The sequence below is a fragment of the Nitrospirota bacterium genome (assembly GCA_037386965.1).
Taxonomy (GTDB): domain Bacteria; phylum Nitrospirota; class Thermodesulfovibrionia; order Thermodesulfovibrionales; family JdFR-86; genus JARRLN01.
Map to the genome: position 1 here is coordinate 1 of JARRLN010000043.1, position 18,143 is coordinate 18,143.

The 18,143-nt window shown below is 63.8% G+C and carries 18 protein-coding genes; 6 read left to right on the top strand and 12 right to left on the bottom strand.

What is annotated here, in order from left to right:
• Positions 1-567 precede the first annotated feature (567 nt).
• Genes P8Y39_07635 through P8Y39_07645 form a run of 3 tightly spaced genes read left to right on the top strand, consistent with a single transcriptional unit; the run spans position 568 to position 5,045 of the window.
• Positions 568-4,719 carry an acyl-CoA dehydratase activase gene (locus P8Y39_07635; protein MEJ2192208.1) on the top strand — a complete coding sequence of 1,384 codons (4,152 nt, stop codon included), beginning with the start codon at positions 568-570 and terminating at the stop codon, positions 4,717-4,719.
• 5 nt (positions 4,720-4,724) lie between these two features.
• A complete protein-coding gene (locus P8Y39_07640; protein MEJ2192209.1) occupies positions 4,725-4,820 on the top strand; it encodes an aurora kinase A-interacting protein in 96 nt (31 codons plus the stop codon).
• 3 nt (positions 4,821-4,823) lie between these two features.
• Complete coding sequence (locus P8Y39_07645) at positions 4,824-5,045, top strand: hypothetical protein (GenBank protein ID MEJ2192210.1); 222 nt, start codon at positions 4,824-4,826, stop codon at positions 5,043-5,045.
• A 9-nt stretch (positions 5,046-5,054) separates the two neighbouring features.
• Here the strand turns inward: P8Y39_07645 and P8Y39_07650 are convergent, their stop codons facing one another.
• From P8Y39_07650 to P8Y39_07660, 3 genes are all read right to left on the bottom strand, one after another.
• A complete protein-coding gene (locus P8Y39_07650; protein ID MEJ2192211.1) occupies positions 5,055-5,834 on the bottom strand; it encodes a DUF1460 domain-containing protein in 780 nt (259 codons plus the stop codon).
• A 56-nt stretch (positions 5,835-5,890) separates the two neighbouring features.
• Positions 5,891-7,444 carry a methyl-accepting chemotaxis protein gene (locus tag P8Y39_07655; GenBank protein ID MEJ2192212.1) on the bottom strand — a complete coding sequence of 518 codons (1,554 nt, stop codon included), beginning with the start codon at positions 7,442-7,444 and terminating at the stop codon, positions 5,891-5,893.
• A 70-nt stretch (positions 7,445-7,514) separates the two neighbouring features.
• Positions 7,515-7,964 (bottom strand): rhodanese-like domain-containing protein, encoded by a 450-nt coding sequence (locus P8Y39_07660; protein ID MEJ2192213.1) that lies wholly within the window; start codon positions 7,962-7,964, stop codon positions 7,515-7,517.
• A 395-nt stretch (positions 7,965-8,359) separates the two neighbouring features.
• On the opposite strand from P8Y39_07660, the gene P8Y39_07665 reads away from it, so the two are divergent.
• Genes P8Y39_07665 through P8Y39_07675 form a run of 3 tightly spaced genes read left to right on the top strand, consistent with a single transcriptional unit; the run spans position 8,360 to position 11,853 of the window.
• On the top strand, positions 8,360-9,595 hold the full coding sequence (locus P8Y39_07665) for a DUF1015 domain-containing protein (protein MEJ2192214.1): 1,236 nt from the start codon (positions 8,360-8,362) through the stop codon (positions 9,593-9,595).
• A gap of 10 nt (positions 9,596-9,605) precedes the next feature.
• Positions 9,606-10,610 carry a type I glyceraldehyde-3-phosphate dehydrogenase gene (gene gap / locus P8Y39_07670; protein MEJ2192215.1) on the top strand — a complete coding sequence of 335 codons (1,005 nt, stop codon included), beginning with the start codon at positions 9,606-9,608 and terminating at the stop codon, positions 10,608-10,610.
• 4 nt (positions 10,611-10,614) lie between these two features.
• Positions 10,615-11,853, top strand: a complete 1,239-nt coding sequence (locus tag P8Y39_07675; protein ID MEJ2192216.1) for a phosphoglycerate kinase — start codon at positions 10,615-10,617, stop codon at positions 11,851-11,853.
• Positions 11,854-11,945: 92 nt separating this feature from the next.
• On the opposite strand, the gene speD is transcribed toward P8Y39_07675, so the two are convergent.
• The 9 genes from speD to P8Y39_07720 form a co-directional block, all read right to left on the bottom strand.
• Positions 11,946-12,356 (bottom strand): adenosylmethionine decarboxylase, encoded by a 411-nt coding sequence (gene speD, locus P8Y39_07680; GenBank protein ID MEJ2192217.1) that lies wholly within the window; start codon positions 12,354-12,356, stop codon positions 11,946-11,948.
• Between the two features lie 245 nt (positions 12,357-12,601).
• Positions 12,602-12,976, bottom strand: a complete 375-nt coding sequence (nifU, locus tag P8Y39_07685) for a Fe-S cluster assembly scaffold protein NifU (GenBank protein MEJ2192218.1) — start codon at positions 12,974-12,976, stop codon at positions 12,602-12,604.
• Positions 12,958-14,160, bottom strand: a complete 1,203-nt coding sequence (locus tag P8Y39_07690; protein MEJ2192219.1) for a cysteine desulfurase family protein — start codon at positions 14,158-14,160, stop codon at positions 12,958-12,960. The genes nifU and P8Y39_07690 overlap by 19 nt, the downstream gene beginning before the upstream one ends.
• Positions 14,157-14,420, bottom strand: a complete 264-nt coding sequence (locus P8Y39_07695; GenBank protein MEJ2192220.1) for a sulfurtransferase TusA family protein — start codon at positions 14,418-14,420, stop codon at positions 14,157-14,159. Before P8Y39_07695 ends, P8Y39_07690 begins: the two co-directional genes overlap by 4 nt.
• Entirely contained in the window at positions 14,417-14,899 is a 483-nt protein-coding gene (locus P8Y39_07700; protein ID MEJ2192221.1) for an Rrf2 family transcriptional regulator, read from the bottom strand. The genes P8Y39_07695 and P8Y39_07700 overlap by 4 nt, the downstream gene beginning before the upstream one ends.
• Before the next feature lie 255 nt (positions 14,900-15,154).
• Complete coding sequence (locus P8Y39_07705) at positions 15,155-15,550, bottom strand: hypothetical protein (protein ID MEJ2192222.1); 396 nt, start codon at positions 15,548-15,550, stop codon at positions 15,155-15,157.
• Between the two features lie 52 nt (positions 15,551-15,602).
• Complete coding sequence (gene speB, locus P8Y39_07710) at positions 15,603-16,451, bottom strand: agmatinase (GenBank protein MEJ2192223.1); 849 nt, start codon at positions 16,449-16,451, stop codon at positions 15,603-15,605.
• Positions 16,452-16,464: 13 nt separating this feature from the next.
• Positions 16,465-17,013 (bottom strand): arginine decarboxylase, pyruvoyl-dependent, encoded by a 549-nt coding sequence (locus P8Y39_07715; protein ID MEJ2192224.1) that lies wholly within the window; start codon positions 17,011-17,013, stop codon positions 16,465-16,467.
• 7 nt (positions 17,014-17,020) lie between these two features.
• Positions 17,021-18,052: a deoxyhypusine synthase gene (locus P8Y39_07720; GenBank protein MEJ2192225.1), complete on the bottom strand. Its 1,032-nt coding sequence runs from the start codon at positions 18,050-18,052 to the stop codon at positions 17,021-17,023.
• Positions 18,053-18,143: the final 91 nt, after the last annotated feature.

An 18,143-nucleotide genomic window follows, 5' to 3' on the forward strand; every position in this document is an offset into this window, starting at 1 on the left:
AAACCCTTCTGCTCCCGAAGATTGTTGACTGCCTTTAACATTCACTACCTCCTTTGAAAGATGTCTTCTATACGTCCGCTCAAACAAAACCTCTCAGAGTCTCCTCTCAACATCACCTCCTTCGCTTTCGTTATTCTTTTGTGGGCTGAACCTCCTCGTTTAGAATCCTGTTCGGCCATCAAAAAAGCATTTTCCATGCCATTACCGGAATTCCCACAAGTCACCGATTTTGCTCGTAAAACATTCCCACCGCCCCTTTTTGGGCCTGACAAAAAGTGTCACCCTGCTCACAAGTTGACAATGTTTTTCAGGCGGCGGCCGTAACCCCGGGTCAGTCTGTTAGGAGGGGTTTGCCCGCGGGCGATAGCCTCGGTGGGTTTTGCCTCTTGCCGCGTGAGAAGTCCGGGAGGCGCTCCTGTTAATTAAGGAATGAGAGCCCGTTTTTCGTGGTTCTCGGGGGGCCTGACGGGGGCTGCCCGGAGGTGCAAAAAAACGTCCCTTTGGCGGGGCGGTTGTGGTAAACTCTTAGACTGTAAAATAACTCTGTTTCATTACGGGAGACGCGTTATGCGATTTCTTGGTCTTGATGCCGGCAGCGTGAGCGTGAAGGTGGTCGTGCTTGACGAATCGGGGGCGAAGATTCAGGGGCATTACCGCAAACATCACGGGCATCCCCTGGAGACCGCCTTGGAAATGCTGAAGGAGTTTCCCTGCGGGGAGAACTGCTCCGTCGCCGTCACCGGTTCGGCGGGCAGGCTCATCGCCGATGCCCTGGGCATCGAGCCCATCAATGAGATCGTGGCCCAGGCCTATGCGACCATGACGCTTTACCCCCGGGTCAAGACCGTCATCGAGATGGGCGGGGAGGACTCCAAGCTCATTGTCCTGGGCGAGAAGGCCGTGAAGGACTTCTCGATGAACTCGGTCTGCGCGGCCGGCACGGGGAGCTTCCTGGACCAGCAGGCCGAGCGCCTGAGGCTCGGGATAGAGGAGTTCAGCGAGATGGCCCTGGCCGCGAAGAAGCCGCCCCGGGTGGCTGGCAGGTGCAGCGTCTTTGCCAAGAGCGACATGATACATCTGCAGCAGATAGCCACCCCCATGGAGGACATCGTGGCCGGGCTGTGCTTTGCCGTGGCCAGGAACTTCCGGGGGACCATCTGCCGGGGCAGAAACATCGTGGAGCCCGTCTCCTTCCAGGGAGGCGTGGCGGCCAACAAGGGCATGGTCCGGGCGTTCAGGGAGGTCTTCGGCCTGGCGGACCTTCTGGTGCCCGGGGACTTCGCCCTGATGGGGGCCTGGGGCGGGGCGCTCAAGGCGCGGGACGAGGGCGCCGGCCAGCCGCTTCGCCTGGAGAGGCTCCAGGAGCACCTCCGGCGCGAGCGGGCGCAGAGCGAGGGGAACCTGCCGCTTCGCACCGAGGGAGACGGCTTTTACGAACGGCATCTCAAGGACCCCAGGGACGTGGTCGTCGCGGTCAACGGCGGGCCGCCGGTGCGGGCCTGCATGGGCATAGACATCGGCTCCATCAGTACGAACCTGGCGGTGGTGGACGAGGAGGGAAGCCTCCTGGCCAAGAGGTACCTGATGACCGCCGGGCGCCCCATCGAGGCCGTGAGGCAGGGGCTCCGGGAAATAGCGGAGGAAGTGGGCGAGAAGGTGCGCATCATGGGCGTGGGAACCACGGGCTCGGGGCGGTACATGATAGCCGATTACGTGGGCGCCGACATCGTCAAGAACGAGATTACGGCCCAGGCGACGGCGGCGGCCTTCATAGACCCCGGGGTGGACACCATCTTCGAGATAGGGGGGCAGGACTCGAAGTTCGTCTCCTTGAGGGACGGCGTCATCGTGGATTTCGAGATGAACAAGGCCTGTGCGGCCGGCACGGGCTCCTTCCTCGAGGAGCAGGCCGAGAAGCTGAGGATATCCGTGAAGGAGGAGTTCGCCCAGTGCGCCTTCTCCTCGGGGTGCCCTTCCCGCCTGGGGGAGCGGTGCACGGTCTTCATGGAAAACTCCCTCATGGCCAACCTCCAGAAGGGGGCGGCCCGGGACGACCTGCTGGCGGGGCTGGCCTACTCCATCGTGCAGAACTACATCAACCGCGTGGTGGCCGGCCGCCACATCGGCAAAAACATCTTCTTCCAGGGCGGGGTGGCCTTCAACAAGTCCGTGGTGGCGGCCTTCGAGAAGTACCTGGGGGTGCAGGTGACGGTGCCGCCCAACCACGATGTCACCGGGGCCATCGGCATGGCCCTCATCGCCCGCAAGTACATGCAGGAGACGGGCAGGGAAGAGACCTCCTTCAAGGGGTTCGACCGCTCGCGCACCCCCTACACGATGAATTCTTTCGAGTGCAAGGGATGCTCCAACCTCTGCGAGATAAATAGGGTGCAGATCGAGGGCGAGAAGGGGAAGCTCTTTTACGGAGGGCGGTGCGAGAAGTACGACATAAACAGGAAAAAGACCACGGTGCCGGACCTCTTCACGTTCCGGGAGGAGGCCCTCTGGAAGCGCGTCCCCACGCCGCCGGAGCAGAGGGGACAAAACGGGGACCGGAAGACCCGGATAGGCATACCCTACGTCTTTTTCTTCAACGAGTACCTTCCCTTCTGGAGCACCCTGCTCGACGAGCTGGGCTTTGAGGCGGAGGTCAGCCCCAGGACCAACAGGCAGATCGTCGGCCTGGGCCTGGAGAGCGTCATCGCCGAGTCGTGCTACCCGGCCAAGGTGGCCCTGGGCCACGTGAAGTACCTCATGGAGAAGGAAGTGGACGCCATTTTGCTTCCGAGCTTCATGAACTTCAGCCAGTCCGGGGAAGAGTACCACCGCTCCGTGGCCTGCCCCTACACGCAGACCCTGCCCTATGTCTCCCGGGTGGCCCTGGGCGAGGTGCCCGCCATCGTTCCGCTCATAGACCTGAGCCGCGGAGAAAAGTACATGGAAAGGGAGCTTCGCCGCGTCTTCGGACCCTTCGGGGCCACGGCCGCTGGGGTGGGGCGCGCCCTTCGGGCGGCCAACCGGGCCCAGGAGGAGTTTTACCGGGCCGTCAGCGAAAAGGGCAGGGAGGTGCTCTCCGGGCTTCAGGGCAAGGCCCTGGTCATCGTGGGCAGGTCCTACAACGCCATGGAGAAGGGGATGAACCTCCAGATTCCGGAGAAACTGGCTACCCTGGGGGTGCCGGCCATTCCCATGGACATGCTTCCCACGGAGGATATAAGGCTCGCCGAAAAGTGGCCCAACATGTACTGGCGCTCGGGGCAGAAGGTGCTGCGGGCCGCCCGGTACATAGCGGCGCACGAGAACCTCTATCCCGTTTTCATCGGCAACTTCTCCTGCGGGCCGGACTCCTTCGTCCTGAAGTACTTCAAGGACGAACTGGGAGAGAAGCCCTTTTTGCACCTGGAGATAGACGAGCACAGCGCCGACGCGGGGGCCATCACCCGGTGCGAGGCCTTCTTGGACAGCATAGAGAACAGGCGCGATGCCCGGCCGCCTGGGGAGGCCGCAGCCTCCGGGCGTATCTCCCTGAAGGGCAGGACGATCTACATCCCCCGGATGATGGACCACGCCCTGGCCCTGAAGGCCGCCTTCGAGAAGGCCGGCTTGAGCGCGGAGGTCATGCCCGAGTCCGACCGGTCCACCGTGGACACGGGCATGCGGTACGTCTCGGGCAAGGAGTGCTATCCCTTCATCCTCACCACGGGGGACATGGTGAAGATGGCCACCTCGCCGGGCTTTGTCCCGGAGAAATCGGCCTTCTTCATGCCCTCCGGGGACGGGCCGTGCCGCTTCGGCCAGTACAACGTCTCGCATCAGAAGGTCCTGGAGAAGATAGGGCTGCCGGAGGTCCCCGTGTTCGCTCCGAACCAGGACATCGGCCTGTACAGGGACCTGGGGAGTGTGGCCAAGGAGTTTCCGCTCACGGCGTGGAAGGGCATCGTCGCCTTCGAGCTGCTTCAGAAATGCGTGCACGAGACCCGGCCCTACGAGACGGAGCCGGGGGCCTGTGACGCCCTGTACGAACGCTACCGCGACAAGCTCTACCTGACCCTGCGGGACGACGACGCCGGGATGGAGGATGTCCTGGCCGGGATGAAGCGGGCCTTCGAGGCGGTGCCCCGCGGCGGGGAGCCCCGGCCCCTCATCGGCGTGGTGGGCGAGGTCTACGTGCGGTGCAATGGCTTCGCCAACGAGTACCTCGTCAGAAAGCTCGAGGCCCTGGGCGGGGAGGTCTGGCTGGCCCCCTTCGAGGAGTGGATGTACTATGTCAACATGATGAGCATGCGGAAGGGCTTGAGGGCACGGGAGTTTTCTGATACACTGAATACTCTAACGAAACGCTATTTCCAGAAGAAGATAGAACGCAGGTACGCGCGGTACTTCGAGGGCTTTCTGCACACGCTGCACGAACCCGCCACGGGCGAGATATTCAAGCAGGCTGCCCCGTACGTGCCGGACAGCTTCGAAGGGGAAACCGTCTTGAGCGTCGGCAAGACCGTGGACCTCATCAGGCGCGGGGCGGCCGGCGTGGTCAACACCATGCCTTTCGGGTGCATGCCGGGGACCATCGTCTCGGGGCTCATGCGGGCCGTCAGCAGGGATTTCGACGTCCCCATCATAAGCATCCCCTATGACGGGACGGAGTCCTCGACGACACAGATACAACTGGAGGCCTTCATGGACCAGGCCAGGGCCTCCATGATGGCGCAAAGGAGGTGATTCGGGTGGGCACTGTCGTAAAGTGGCGGAAGAAGAAGATGAGCAAGCACAAGTACAGAAAACTCCGTAAGAAGACGAAATTCCAGAGAAGGAATAAATAACCGATGGAACGGGAAGACAAGATATTGGAAGAGAAGCTGAGGCTCCTGGAAAGGGAAATCGCCACGGTGGCCGACGGGCTGGAGCGCACCGAGGACACCATCGCCTCGCTGGAGGAGGAGGTGAAAAACGACATGAGGGCGTTGAAGCTCTTCCTCAGCAGGCACTTTCCCGAGTTCAAGAAGGAGTTCCTGGAAATTGTCCAGAAACTCGAGGAAGAGAAGTAGGCCGGCCTCCTATTCAGGCCGGGCCGGAACCCGCCTTCCTTCCGAGACGCCTTCCGAGAAGCGGCTGACCTTGATGCCCACGAAGGGCATGGACCGGACGTAGGGCAGAAGAGGGACCTTCCGCACGCGGCCCCCCTTGTTCTTTCTCCCGCTGGCATGGATGAGGTATGTTTCGGCTCCCTCGCGCTTGATGATGCCCAGGTGGCCCACGGCCTCGCCCACGACGCGCTTGCCGAGGTCCTTGATGAAAAAGACGATGTCCCCGCTGCGGAGGCCGGGGAGGGCCAGGGGGACGTTCTCCCGGGGGATGACCTCTATCCTGTCAAGGCCCCGGGCGCCGGGCATCTCCGTAACCGGTGCCAGCTCCGCCGTAATCTCCTTTCCCCACTTGCCGCTTTGGAGCATGTCCAGGGCGTACCGGAAGCGCTCCTCGTAGTTGGCGACCTTCCCGTCCTCGATGCGGCCCCGGGTGATGAACCTCAGGGTAAGGGCCATCCGCCTTGCGCCCTCGGGGTTTTCGCTCATGGCCAGCTCCACGCTCCGGAAAACGTGATACATGCAGTCCACCCTGCGGTCGGCGACGACGACCCGGCGAGTGACGTACTCGCCGTCGGGGTCGGGGTCGTAGGGCGTGCCCACGAACTCCTCGGCCCACCGGGCGATGCGCTCCCCGAGGGGGAGGGCCGAGAGCTGGCGCTGCAGGGAGGCTATCTTCTTCTCGCCGTCCGGGAAGGCCTGGGCGGCGTGGGGGAGGGAGAAAAGCAGAAGAAACAGAGCAATGCTTCTCATGGAGTATTATACCGCGAGCGGGGGATGCCGGGGCGAAAAAACCCTTCCCGGACGCCTCAGGCCCTGAACCACCGGGCCATCTCCCGGAGGTCCCGGGAGAGGGCCGCCAGGGATTCCGCTGCGCTCTTGATGTTGGTTGCCGTTGTCTCCAGGCCCCGGGTGGCCCCGGCGATGCTCTCGATGCTCTGGGCGACCTGTTCGGTGGCCGCCGACTGCTCCTCCGCAGCCGCCGCTATACGCTGCACCATGTCGGTGCCCCGGTGGGAGACCTCCACGATGGCCTCAAGGGAGTGGTTCGCCTCCTGCACCAGACGCAGGCCCAGGGCTACCTTTTCATTGTCGTTTTCCATGAGGGAGATGGATTTCCCGGTCTCGGCCCGTATCCCGCCTATCATGTCCACAATCTCCTGGGTGGCCTTCCCCGTGCGCTCGGCGAGCTTGCGCACCTCGTCGGCCACCACGGCGAAGCCCCGTCCCTGCTCTCCCGCCCGGGCGGCCTCGATGGCGGCGTTCAGGGCCAAGAGGTTGGTCTGGTCGGCTATTTCGTTGATGACGTTGACGATGTCGCCGATGCGGGTCGTGCTCTCGCCGAGGCTGGAGATGGTCCGCGCGGTCTGCCCCACGGAGTCGGATATCTCCTGCATCCCCTGGGCGGTGTCCTGGACGGCGTCGCGCCCCTTCTCCGCGGTGGCCGCTGCGTTTTTGGAGGAGTCCGAGGCCTCGCCGGCGTTGCGGGCCACGTCCATGATGGTCTGGCTCATCTCGGTCATTGCCGAGGCGGACTGCTCGGTCTGTGCGGCCTGCCTCCGGGCGTCCTCGAGGAGGCGCTCCGCGGTGCTCTGAAGCTCGGAGGAATGCACGGCCAGGTCCGAAATGGCGGAGGTGACCTTTCGGGCGATTCCGCCCAGCCTCTCGGTGGCGCCGTTGAAGTGGACGGCCAGGCGGCCGAACTCGTCCCGGCGGCTTTCGTCCATTTTCTTGTCCAGGATCCCCTGGCCGAATCCTTCCGCGATGGTGGAGAGCTCCCGGATGGGCAAGAGGATGGAGCGGTACAGGTGCCAGAACATGAAGGTGGTTCCCAGGAGGACGAGCACGACGACCGTTCCCAGGACCAGGCGCGTATGCTCCGCTGTGCGGTCCGCGGCAGCCCGGGACTCCGCGGCCATCCGCTGCACCACCCCGATGAGGTCCTCCGTATCGGCGATAATACCTCCGTAGGCGATCATCACGGAGTCCGAGTAGGTATCGACGTTCTCCGTGAGGAAGGGCTGGATGGCCGTCTTTATCTTCTTCCAGGGGGCGGAGATGTCGTTTGCCAGGATGTTCTGCTCGATGCCGGCATGGCCGGCGGCGAGGGTCTCGTACATGCGGTCGAAGCCCTCCAGGCCTCGCCGGGCCACGGCGACCGACTGGGCCGTGCCTTCGGTGACGATGCTTTCGTTTATTCCCCTGAGCATCATCTGCAGGTGCATGACCCCGTCGGCCAGGAGCCTGGCGGTGGTCTGCTTCGTCGTGGTCTTCCAGAGGGTGACGCCCATGACGAGGAAGGAAAGGACCAGGAACAGGGCCGAATAAAAGAGTTTTCTCTTTATGGTCATGCGAGCGGTCATGTACCATCCTCGAAAAAGCCTCTTTCAGGCACTGCGCACTCCTGCCAACGGGCTCCGCATGGGCCCGGGCTCAGCGTTCCACCGGATAGCCCGCGCCCTGCCATGCGGCAAATCCTCCCCGGAACCACATCACGGCGGCATAGCCGTCCTTTATGAGGTCTTTGGCCGCATTGTATGCCTTCCATCCCGTGGCGCCGTGGCCGTAGACGACTATCCTGGCGTCCTTGCCGGCGGGAACCCGCGAACGGTCGAAATCTCCGGTGCGGTTGGCGATGTCTCCGCCCCTGGTCCACTCGTAGGGGACGGAGAGGGCCCCGGGGATGTGGTCCTTGCCGTAATTGACCGCGTTTCGGATGTCCAGGAAAGAGACGCCTTCCTGGCCGAGAAGGGCCCGTGCCTGCCCTGCATCGACGACGGTGCCTCCCTCCAGCTCCGTCGGGGTGGGCCGCTTCTCGGCCGCCAGGACGGCCGCTGTGAGGATGAGCGCGCCGGCAAGGACAATCGAGAGAACCTTCCTCATCGCTTCCTCCTTCAAGATGAAACGGGATGGGTCTCGGGAGAAAGCCGGCCTCGCTACCCCTTCGACCCCCCATCGGCCCGCATCGGCGGTCCCTACTCATGAAAACAAATGTGACGTGTGCTTGCAATGGCCGAAATCACAAAAAAGAGAAAAACGCCCGGCATTTGCCGGCGGGAGCCGCTGCGCGCACGCAAGGGGGGCGTTCGTCCCCGGGTGAGGCACCGCACCGCTTCAGGGGGGGTTACGCAGGCTCTCGCCTTCACGCCCGGGGAAGATGCGCCCCCGCATTAGGAGCTGAGAAAGGGTCGGGGACGTCCGGGGGAAGGAGTAAAACATGGCAATTTCATTGAATTTCCACCTTGAGCGTGCTAATATAGTGGCTTCTTGAGGGTTCCATGGCCAGGGTGATTCCATTCAGAGGGATTCATTACAGCACCGGACGGGTCCGGGGAGACCAGGTGGTGGCCCCTCCCTATGACATCATCGGCACGGAGCTGAGGGAGCGCCTCTACGGGCTGAGCCCCTATAACGTCGTCCGCATCGATTACGGAAAAAAGTTTCCGGAGGACGACGAGCGCCGGAACAAGTACACCCGGGCCGCTGGCTATCTTACCGATTGGCTGGAGGAGGGTGTTCTGAAAAGAAGCGAGCGTCCCGGCTTCTATGTCTACAGGATGGAGTACGAATGGGAGGGTGAAAAACGGAGCCTCACCGGTTTCTTTGCCCTGGTGGAGCTCGTGGAGCTGGGTGAGGGCGTCTACCCGCACGAGGCCACCCGGAGCACGCCCAAGCACGACCGCCTCTCCCTGATGCAGGCGACCCGGACCAATACGAGCCCCATCTACGCGCTCTACGGTCCCTCCAAGGAGGGGGTGACCGAGACCCTCCGGCGCGCCACCGAGGACCCTCCCTGCCTGGAGGCCGCCAACTCCCGGGGCGACAGGCACCGCATGTGGGTCCTCGATGAGCCGGGCCAGGTGAAGGCCCTTGAGCAGGAGATGGCGGGCTCGGCCATCTTCATCGCCGACGGGCATCACCGGTATGAGACCGCCCTTGAGTACCGGCGCCTGATGCACGAGGAGGAGGGGGCCGCGGATGAGAGGCCGTATGACTACGTTCTCATGTTTCTGGCCGACCTCAAGGACGAGGGGCTCACGGTGCTTCCCACGCACAGGCTGGTGACGGCGGACCTCGATGCCGCGTGGGATGAGCTCCGCCGCCATTTTGACACTTACCAATTGGCCCCCGATGCTGATATAATTCAGGCTATCAGGGGGAAGAAACATACGTTCGGGCTCTATTGCGAGCGGGGCCGGTACGCCCTGACCTACAGGGGCGAGGGCCTTCAGGACGTGGACCCCGCGCTGGGCAGCCTGGACGTCGTCATCCTCCACAGGCTTGTCCTCGGAGGACTCATCGAGGTCGGGGGCTGGGCGTACGAGATGGACTACGCCGCCTCGCTGGCCCGGGTGGACGGCGGAGAGTACGACGCCGCCTTCTTCCTCAATCCCACGTCGGTGGCCGATGTTGAGAGGGTGGCCCTCTCGGGGCTCCGCATGCCCCCGAAGTCCACGTACTTTTACCCGAAGGTGCAGACCGGGTTCGTGATGAACAGCTTGAGATCGTTCTAAAGGAGGGACCATGGCGGTTAAAGTGGCGATTAACGGGTTCGGGAGGATAGGGCGGAACTTCCTCAGGGCATGCCGGGGCGTGGGCGACATCGACATCGTGGCCATCAACGACCTCACCGACGCTGGGCACCTGGCCCACCTTCTGAAGTACGACTCCGTCCACGGCATATTCGCCGGCGACGTGAAGCCCGCCGAAGGGGCCATCGCCGTGGACGGCAAGGAGATAAAGGTCATCGCCGAGCGCGACCCGGCCAAGCTCCCTTGGAAGGACATGGGCGTGGAGATGGTCCTGGAGTCCACCGGTCTGTTCACGGACAAGGAAAGCGCCGGCAAGCACCGCGGCGCGGGCGCGGAATGGGTCGTCATCTCCGCCCCGGCGAAGGAGCCCGACGCCACCGTCTGCATGGGCGTAAACGAAGAGGCCCTGGACCCCTCCCGGCACAAGGTCATAAGCAACGCCTCCTGCACTACCAACTGCCTGGCCCCCCTGGCCAAGGTCCTGCACACGGAGTTCGGCATTGCGCGCGGCCTCATGACCACCATTCACTCCTATACCAACGACCAGCGCATCCTGGACCTTCCGCACAAGGACCTCCGGCGCGCCCGGGCGGCGGCCCTGAGCATGATACCCACCACGACGGGGGCCGCGCGGGCGGTGGGGCTGGTGCTTCCGGAGCTGAAGGGAAGGCTCGACGGGATGGCCATCAGGGTGCCCACGCCCAACGTCTCCGTGGTGGACCTGGTGGCCGAGCTCGACAAGGACGTGACGGCCGAGGACGTCAACGGCGCCCTCAAGCGGGCGGCCGAAGGGCCCCTCCAGGGCATCCTGGCCTACACCGAGGAGCCGGTGGTCTCCGTGGACTTCAACGGCAACGACCACTCCTCCATCGTGGACGCCTCGGTCACCCGGGTCATCGAGGGCCGCATGGTGAAGGTGCTTTCCTGGTACGACAACGAGTGGGGGTACAGCTCGAGGCTCAGGGACCTGATACTCTATGTCATGAAAAAGAGGTAGCCCTATGACCAACGGCAGCATACCCCATAAGCTCACGGTCGAGGACCTGCCCCTCAGGGGCAAGCGGGTTTTCATCCGCGTGGACTTCAACGTCCCCATCGACGAGAACCTCATGATTACCGACGACAGGCGCATCCGCTCCTCCCTGCCCACCATCAACTACTGCATAGACGAGGGGGCGAAGGTCATCCTGGCCTCCCACCTGGGACGGCCCAAGGGCAGGAAGGACCCCCAGCACAGCCTGGCCCTCGTGGCCAAGCGCCTGCAGAGGCTCCTGAGCAAGGAGGTCGCTTTCTCGGAGGACTGCGTGGGCAAGGAGGCCGAGGAGGCCGTGGCCCGCATGCGGCCGGGGGATGTCCTTGTGCTGGAGAACCTGCGTTTCCACGACGGGGAGGAGAAGGACGACCCGGAATTCGCCCAGGCCCTGGCCAGGCTGGCCGACTTCTACGTCAACGACGCCTTCGGCGCCGCCCACCGGACCCACGCCTCGGTCTCGGGCATTCCCCGGTACATCCCCGGCGCCTGCGGCTTCCTCCTGAAGAAGGAGATAGAGTACCTTCAGGGCGTGGTGAGCAACCCCGTCCGGCCCTTCGTCGCGCTGCTGGGAGGGGCCAAGGTCTCCGGGAAGATAGGGGTGCTGGAGAACCTCTCGAACAAGGTGGACAAGGTCATCGTGGGCGGGGGCATGGCCTTCACCTTCATCAAGGCCATGGACAGCGACGTAGGCGACTCCCTGGTGGAGCCGGACATGATAGACCTGGCCCGCAAGATCATGGAGAAGCTCCACCAGAACAACGTGAAGTTCTACCTGCCCGTGGACTGTGTCATCGCCCAGAACCTGGAGGCCGGGGCGGAGACCAAGATAGTCACCACGCAGGAGGTGCCCCGGGGGTGGAAGGCCCTGGACATCGGCCCGGCCTCCTGCCGCCTCTTCACCGAGGCCATCGAGAACGCCAAGACGGTCATCTGGAACGGTCCGATGGGCGTCTTCGAGGTGGACGCGTTCTCCCGGGGGACGTTCGCCATAGCCCGGGCGGTGGCCGACGCCTACGCCCTCACCATCGTGGGCGGCGGGGACACGGACCTGGCCGTGCACAGGGCGGGCGTTTCGGATTCCATCTCCTTCATCTCCACCGGGGGAGGGGCCTCTCTGCAGCTGCTGGAAGGAAAGGAGCTCCCGGGGCTTGCCGCCCTCTGGGACAGAAAACGCCTGGAGGAGTACGAAAAGAAAGCGGAGTCCTGAGGGGGCGTCCCGGAGGGGAGAGAAAAAGGGGACCGGAGAAGGTCCCCTCTTATTATGCCTGTAACGCAGGGCCCTGCGTGCCTGTCACCCGGTCACGTGCATGCGCGGGCCGCCCCGGTGGAGCACTTGTGCGGCAGCACGGGGTCGTCCGCCGGAGAGAGAATGCCCCTTTTCATCTCCACCACCGAGGGGTTTCTGCTCTGAAACGCCTCGATGAGGAAGGCCGCCGCCTCCTGGGGCTTGATGACGGTTCCGCACGTGAAGATGTCCACCGCCGCGTACCCGTACTCGGGCCATGTGTGGATGCTCAGGTGGCTCTCGGCGATGATGACCATGCCGCTTACGCCGAAGGGGTTGAACTCGTGGAAAGAGACGTCGACGACCGTGGCCGCTGCTTCGCGGGCCGCCGCCACCATGGCCTTCTGCACTTTCTCGAGGCTCTTGAGCACCTCGGAATTGCAGTCCCTCAACTCGACCAAAAGATGGGAACCTAATGCGTTCACCGCTACCCCCTCCATGTGCAGGATTTGGTGAGAGGCCACCACCCTCAAACCGCAAAGATACCCCAATATCGGTGTCCTTGTCAAGACGCGACGGCGGCGAGCCTCTCTCCAGGGGGACATAGAAAAGGGGAAAATTCCGCCGAATCGAGGTGGAATGTGCCGGTGGCGGCCTCCGAAAAGGGGGAAGGGGGCCAGGCCGCAAGGGGGCGCGGGGCCGCTTGGGCCCCGGCCTCCAGCAGGGCGGCTCAGGAGGCCTTTTTTCTGCTTTTATAGTCCTCGATGGCCTTTCTGAGGGCGGTGGCCCCCAGGTTCGAGCAGTGCATCTTCTGGGGGGGCAGGCCCTCCAGCTCGTTGGCCACGGACTCCTTGGTGATTTTCAGGGCCTCGTCCACGGTCTTGCCCTTGGCCATTTCTGTGACCATGGAGCTCACGGCGATGGCCGCCCCGCAGCCGAAGGTCTTGAACTTGACGTCGGTGATGACGTCGTTTTCCACCTTGATGGTGAGCTTCATGGCGTCGCCGCAGGTGGGGTTGCCCTCCTCGCCCACACCGTCCGCGTCGGGTATCTCCCCCACGTTGCGGGGGTTCATGAAGTGCTCCATTACTTTTTCGGAATACATGGTCCGGCGTCCTCCTCCGTTCCTCCCCAGCCCTTGGCGTAGGGCGACATCTCCCGAAGACGCCCGATGATCTGGGGGAACAGCTCAAGTGTGTAGTCTATGTCCTCCTTCGTGGTGCCTTCGCCCAGGGTGAAGACCACCGAGCCCTGGGCCACCGCCGAGGGGAGCCCCATGCTGAGGAGCACCGGCGAGGACTTCAGGGCCTTGGAAGAGCACGCCGAGCCGCTGGCCACGTAGATGTCCTTGGCCGCAAGCATGAGGAGCATGGCCTCCCCCTCGATGTACTCCACGCAGAAGCTGGCGTGCCCCGGCAGCCGGCGGTCCGGATGGCCGGTGAATATGACGTGCTCCACCCCGAGGATGCCCTCCTTCAGGCGGTCGCGGAGCCCCCGCACGTGCTCGGTCCTTTGGCCGAGCCTCTCCCGGGCGACCTCGGCCGCCTTGCCCATGCCCACGATGGCCGGGACGTTTTCGGTCCCCGCGCGGCGGCCCCCTTCCTGGATGCCGCCGTAGATGAGCGGGACGATGCGGAGCCCCGGTTTTACGTACAGCGCGGCGGCCCCCTTGGGGCCGTAGAACTGATGGGCGGCCAGGCTCAGAAGGTCCACCCCCAGGTCCTGGACGTCCACCGGGATGTTGCCCGCCGCCGCCACGGCATCGGTGTGAAAGGCCACGCCCTTCTCCCGGGCGATGGCCGCCAGCTCCTTTACCGGCTGGATGCTGCCCACCTCGGAGCTGGCCAGCTGCACCGAGGCCAGGACCGTCTCGTCCGTCAGGGCCTTCCGGAAGGCCTCCGGGTCCACGAGCCCGTGCGCGTCGATGGGCAGAAAGGTCACCGTGAAACCCTGCTTCTCGAGGAAGCGGGCGGCATTGAGCACCGAATGGTGCTCGGCCCGCGAGACCACGACGTGGGTGCCCTTCTCTCTCCTGGCCAGGGCGACGCCCCGGATGGCGAAGTTGTTGGACTCGGCCCCGCTCGCGGTGAAGACGACGCCCGAGGGCTTGGCCCCGACCAAGGCCGCAACCTTCTCCCGGGCCTCCTCCATGGCCTCCCGCGCCCTGGTCCCCAGCGGATAGGGGCTCAAGGGGTTGCCGAACTCCTCCCTCAGGTAGGGCGTCATCGCCTCCAGGGCTTCGGGCAGAAGAGGGTTGGTTGCCACATGGTCAAAGTAACGGATGCTCATTGCTCCCTCGCTTTTTTCCGTATATAGAACTTGTAGTAGTCCTCTTCCTCGTCCAGGCCGATGAACTCGTGGCCGCGCCTCTCGCACCAGGCGGGGATGTCCTCCAGGGCCCCGTCGTAGTCGGTGAGGATTTCCAGCACCTGCCCCGGCTCTATCTCCTTTATCATCTCCTCCAGCTTCAGAAGATGCATGGGGCACATCATGTAGACCACGTCCGTGGTGACGTCGGCCTTGACGTTCTCGACGAACCTCAGAGTCACGCCGCTCCCACCTTCCCTCCGGAGGCCTCCTTCTCCTTGCGGGCCTTTCGCTCCCCGGCCTGCTGAAGGAGCGTGGCGTCCCTGAGCAGGTCGTCCAGGGTGATGGTGCCCAGGAAGGCCTCTATCTTTTCTCCGAGGCTCCTCCAGAGGAGATGGGTGACGCAGGTGTCCACCCGGCTGCACCCCTCCAGGGGGTCCAGGCACGAGGTGATGGCCACCGGGCCCTCCAGCTCCTTGAGGATGGCCCCGATGCTGATGTGGGCCGGCCCGCGGGACAGGAGATACCCGCCTCCCGGTCCCCTGATGCTCCTGACCAGGCCCGCGCGCCTCAGGGTGTTCAATATCTGCTCCAGATAGGCCACCGAGACGTCCTGGCGCTCCGCTATCTCCTTGATGGTGGTGGGCGCATCGGGGTAGCCCTTGGCTATCTCGAACATGGCCCGCACCCCGTACTGTCCTCTGGTCGACAACCTCAGCATGTCTTAGATTATAAATGCTTGACCCCGCGTGTCAAGTATTATGGATTCCCCCCCGCCCCTTGTCCCCTCGCTCCGCTCTGACGGCTTTGCGGCTCATAGGCATCATGAAATAAGGAAACTCCGGAGACGTCTCCGTTGCGCCGCCCTTTGCGCCCCGGACTTTATCTTAGCATCGAGCCGGGGTATTGTCGAGCGGCCGGGTCGGCCATCATCTTGCGGGCTCGGGCTCGCCCCCATCCCCGGAGGGATGCGCATTTACCGGCCGCCCCCTTTGAGTCCTGCTGCCCGCGCTATGGCCATTTGCATGCCCACGCAGTGGCCGGAGACCTGGGGGTTAAAAACGCTCTGGAGCGTCCAGCACTCCACCCTGAAGCCCTGCCCACCTCCCAATTGCTCGAAGCGCCCGAAGGTGACCCGGATGTAATAAATGTCCCGATGAACAAACTCGCCGGCCACCATCTTGGAAAAGGTGAGCTTCCCGTCTTTTTCGCTCACGAGTTCGTACCCGAGGTTACGGGCGCGGCCCAGGGCCGCCTCACGCATCGCCTTCTGCACCCCCGGCTTATCGTAGTCGGGGACCTCGACGGGCCTGGCCACGGGAACGCACGAGGAAAGAAAAAGCAGGGCTGCCAGGACGGCGAGGACCGGCACGGGACGCCTTTTGACAAAATTCCCAACCGTTGCTCCTCTTCGATTCTTCATTTTACTCCCCCTTGAACCTGTAGCTCAGAAGGGCGTATATCAGCTTTGCCGCCAGGAAGTCCGGCGCCTTGTTCGCACCCGGGCAGAGCTCCACCACGTCGAACCCCAGCAGCGTTTTCCGCTCGGCCACCGCCCGCAGGAGCCCGAGCACCTGATACCACCCGAGGCCGCCGGGCTCGGGCGTGCCGGTGGAGGGCATGATGCCCGGGTCGAAGACGTCCAGGTCGATGGTCACGTAGACCTCGGGAGAGAGTCTGAGGAGGACGTCCTCCACCCAGCGGCCTCCGCGCTGGATGTCGCGGGCGTAGAACACCCGCGATTCGTCGAGGGCGGCAAGCTCCGAGGAGTCCATGCTCCGTACGCCCACGGAGACCACGTTTCCCACCGCCTCCCTGGCCCGGGCCATCACGCAGGCGTGGCTGTACCTGTCGCCCTGGTAGGTGTCGCGCGAGTCGCCGTGGGCGTCCAGGTGCAGCACGCTCATCTCCGGATGGCGCTCGTGGTGGGCCAGCATGGGGCCCAGCGATACGGTATGCTCTCCTCCCAGGGCCACCACGAACTTGCCATCCTCCAGAAGCCCCGCCACCCTCCCGCTGGAGAGCCGGAGCATCTCCGGCGCATCGGCCCCGGCCACGGGCTCGCAGGTGTGGATGCCCTTTCTGTAAACCTCGGTGCGGGTCTCGATGTCGTAGAGCTCCATGTTCGCGGAGGCCTCGATGATGGCCCCCGGGCCCTTGCCGGAGCCCCTGAGCCAGGTGCTCGATGCCTCGAAGGCAATGGGCAGGACGGCTATCCGCGCGCCGGCGTAGCGGGTGAACGCGTCCGGAAGGTTGCCGAAATTCCTCTCCATCGCCGCCGGTCCGCTACTCCATGATGAAGACGGCCGCCGCCACCACGGTCGTCCAGAGTTTTCCCGATTTGTGCCCCTCGGCGGACTGGCAGACGTTGGAGGTCCTGAAGATGTGGCCGCTTGCCCTGTAGAACTGCTTTCTGGTGTCCCAGGCCTCCTCCGGGTCGAAGGGAATGCCCAGGGTGGTGGCCAGCATGGTGGCGGCCAGGTCCTCGGCGTAGTCCCCGGATATCTTGGCGGTCTCGCCGAAGGCATGGTGCTCCGAGAGGTAGCCGTAGTCGGATTTCTCCTTGGGCACGGCCAGCCCCACGGCGGCCGAGACGAGGCGGTTGGGCTCGTTCGTGTCGTTGCGGGCCATGACGCAAAAGGTGATGTCGCCCGCGCCCAGGCGCTTGAGGCCTTCGCTCCTGGACACTATCTTACAGTGCGGGGGCAGGATGCTGGAGACGTAGACGAGGTTCTGCTTCGCGATGCCGGCCTTCCTCAGGGCGACCTCGAAGGAGGCCAGCCTGTCCTTGTGCAGGCCGGCGCCCTTGGTAAAGAAGACTTTCTTCGGGGTCAGGTTCATCTTACTCCTTCCTTTCGTCCAGGAGCGCATTGAAGTCCCTCGGCTTGCGTTTTCTCCAGCTTCCCTTGTGATAGGCGTAGCTCGCCAGGAGGGGGAATGCCACGGTGGCCTCCGAGAACACGAGCTGCTCGGCGCCCTCGTCGACCTTGCCCCAGGAATGCGCCTCCTTCAGGGTGGAGCCCGAGAGGCCTCCGTCACGCTCGTCCGCGACGGTTATCTGCACGGCGTACTTGTGCATATGCGCTCTCTTTCCGATGACGTCGGCGGCCACCGTGACGTCCTGGGCGAAATTCTTCGGCACCCCGCCCCCCAGCATGAGGAGGCCCGTCTCCTTGGCGGAGACCTTCACCTTCGTCAGCTCCAGAAAGTCCTTCACGGAGTCTATGGTCACCTTGGGCCTGCCCGCGTCGAACCACTGGTGGTAGACGAGGCCGAAACCCGCGCTGGAGTCGGAAAACGCGGGGACGAATATGGGCACTCCCTTCTCTGCGGCCGCCCGCACGACCGAGTCCTCGCCTCTGCCCTTCCCGATGAGATACTCGCCCATCGCCCGGATGAACTGCCGGGAGGAATAGGGCCCCGGCTGGAGGGCGCCGGCTATCTCCGTGACCGTCATGTCGCAGACGCGGAGCTGTTCTTCGTCGATGAACGTATCGTATATCCTGTCGATGCCCATATCGAGGAGCTTCGCGTCCTCGGCCCGGGGGCTGCCCTGGTAGTGCCGGAACCCCAGGGCCTCGAAGAAGTCCTGGTCCACGATTATCGCCCCGGTGGCCACGACGGCGTCCACCATGTTGTTGACCACCATCGTGTGCACGGCCTTCTTCAAGCCCGCGCTGAAGAGGGAGCCCGCGAGACATAAAACGACTGAGCAGGCGCGGTCGGCCAGCATGGCGTCGTATATCTCGGCCGCGCGGGCCAGGTTCTTCGCCTGAAAGGCCGTGTTCGCGTACTGCTCCAAAATGGGCTCGGCGTTGAACTTTGTGATGTCGATGTGCTCGACCTCGGACTTAAGCAAAGCCTTCTTCTTCATCTTCCCTCACCTTGTCTTCATTTGGACGTCACTAATTTGAACGTCACTATCTGAATTATACACAAAAACCCTTGAAAGTCAGCGCACTTCT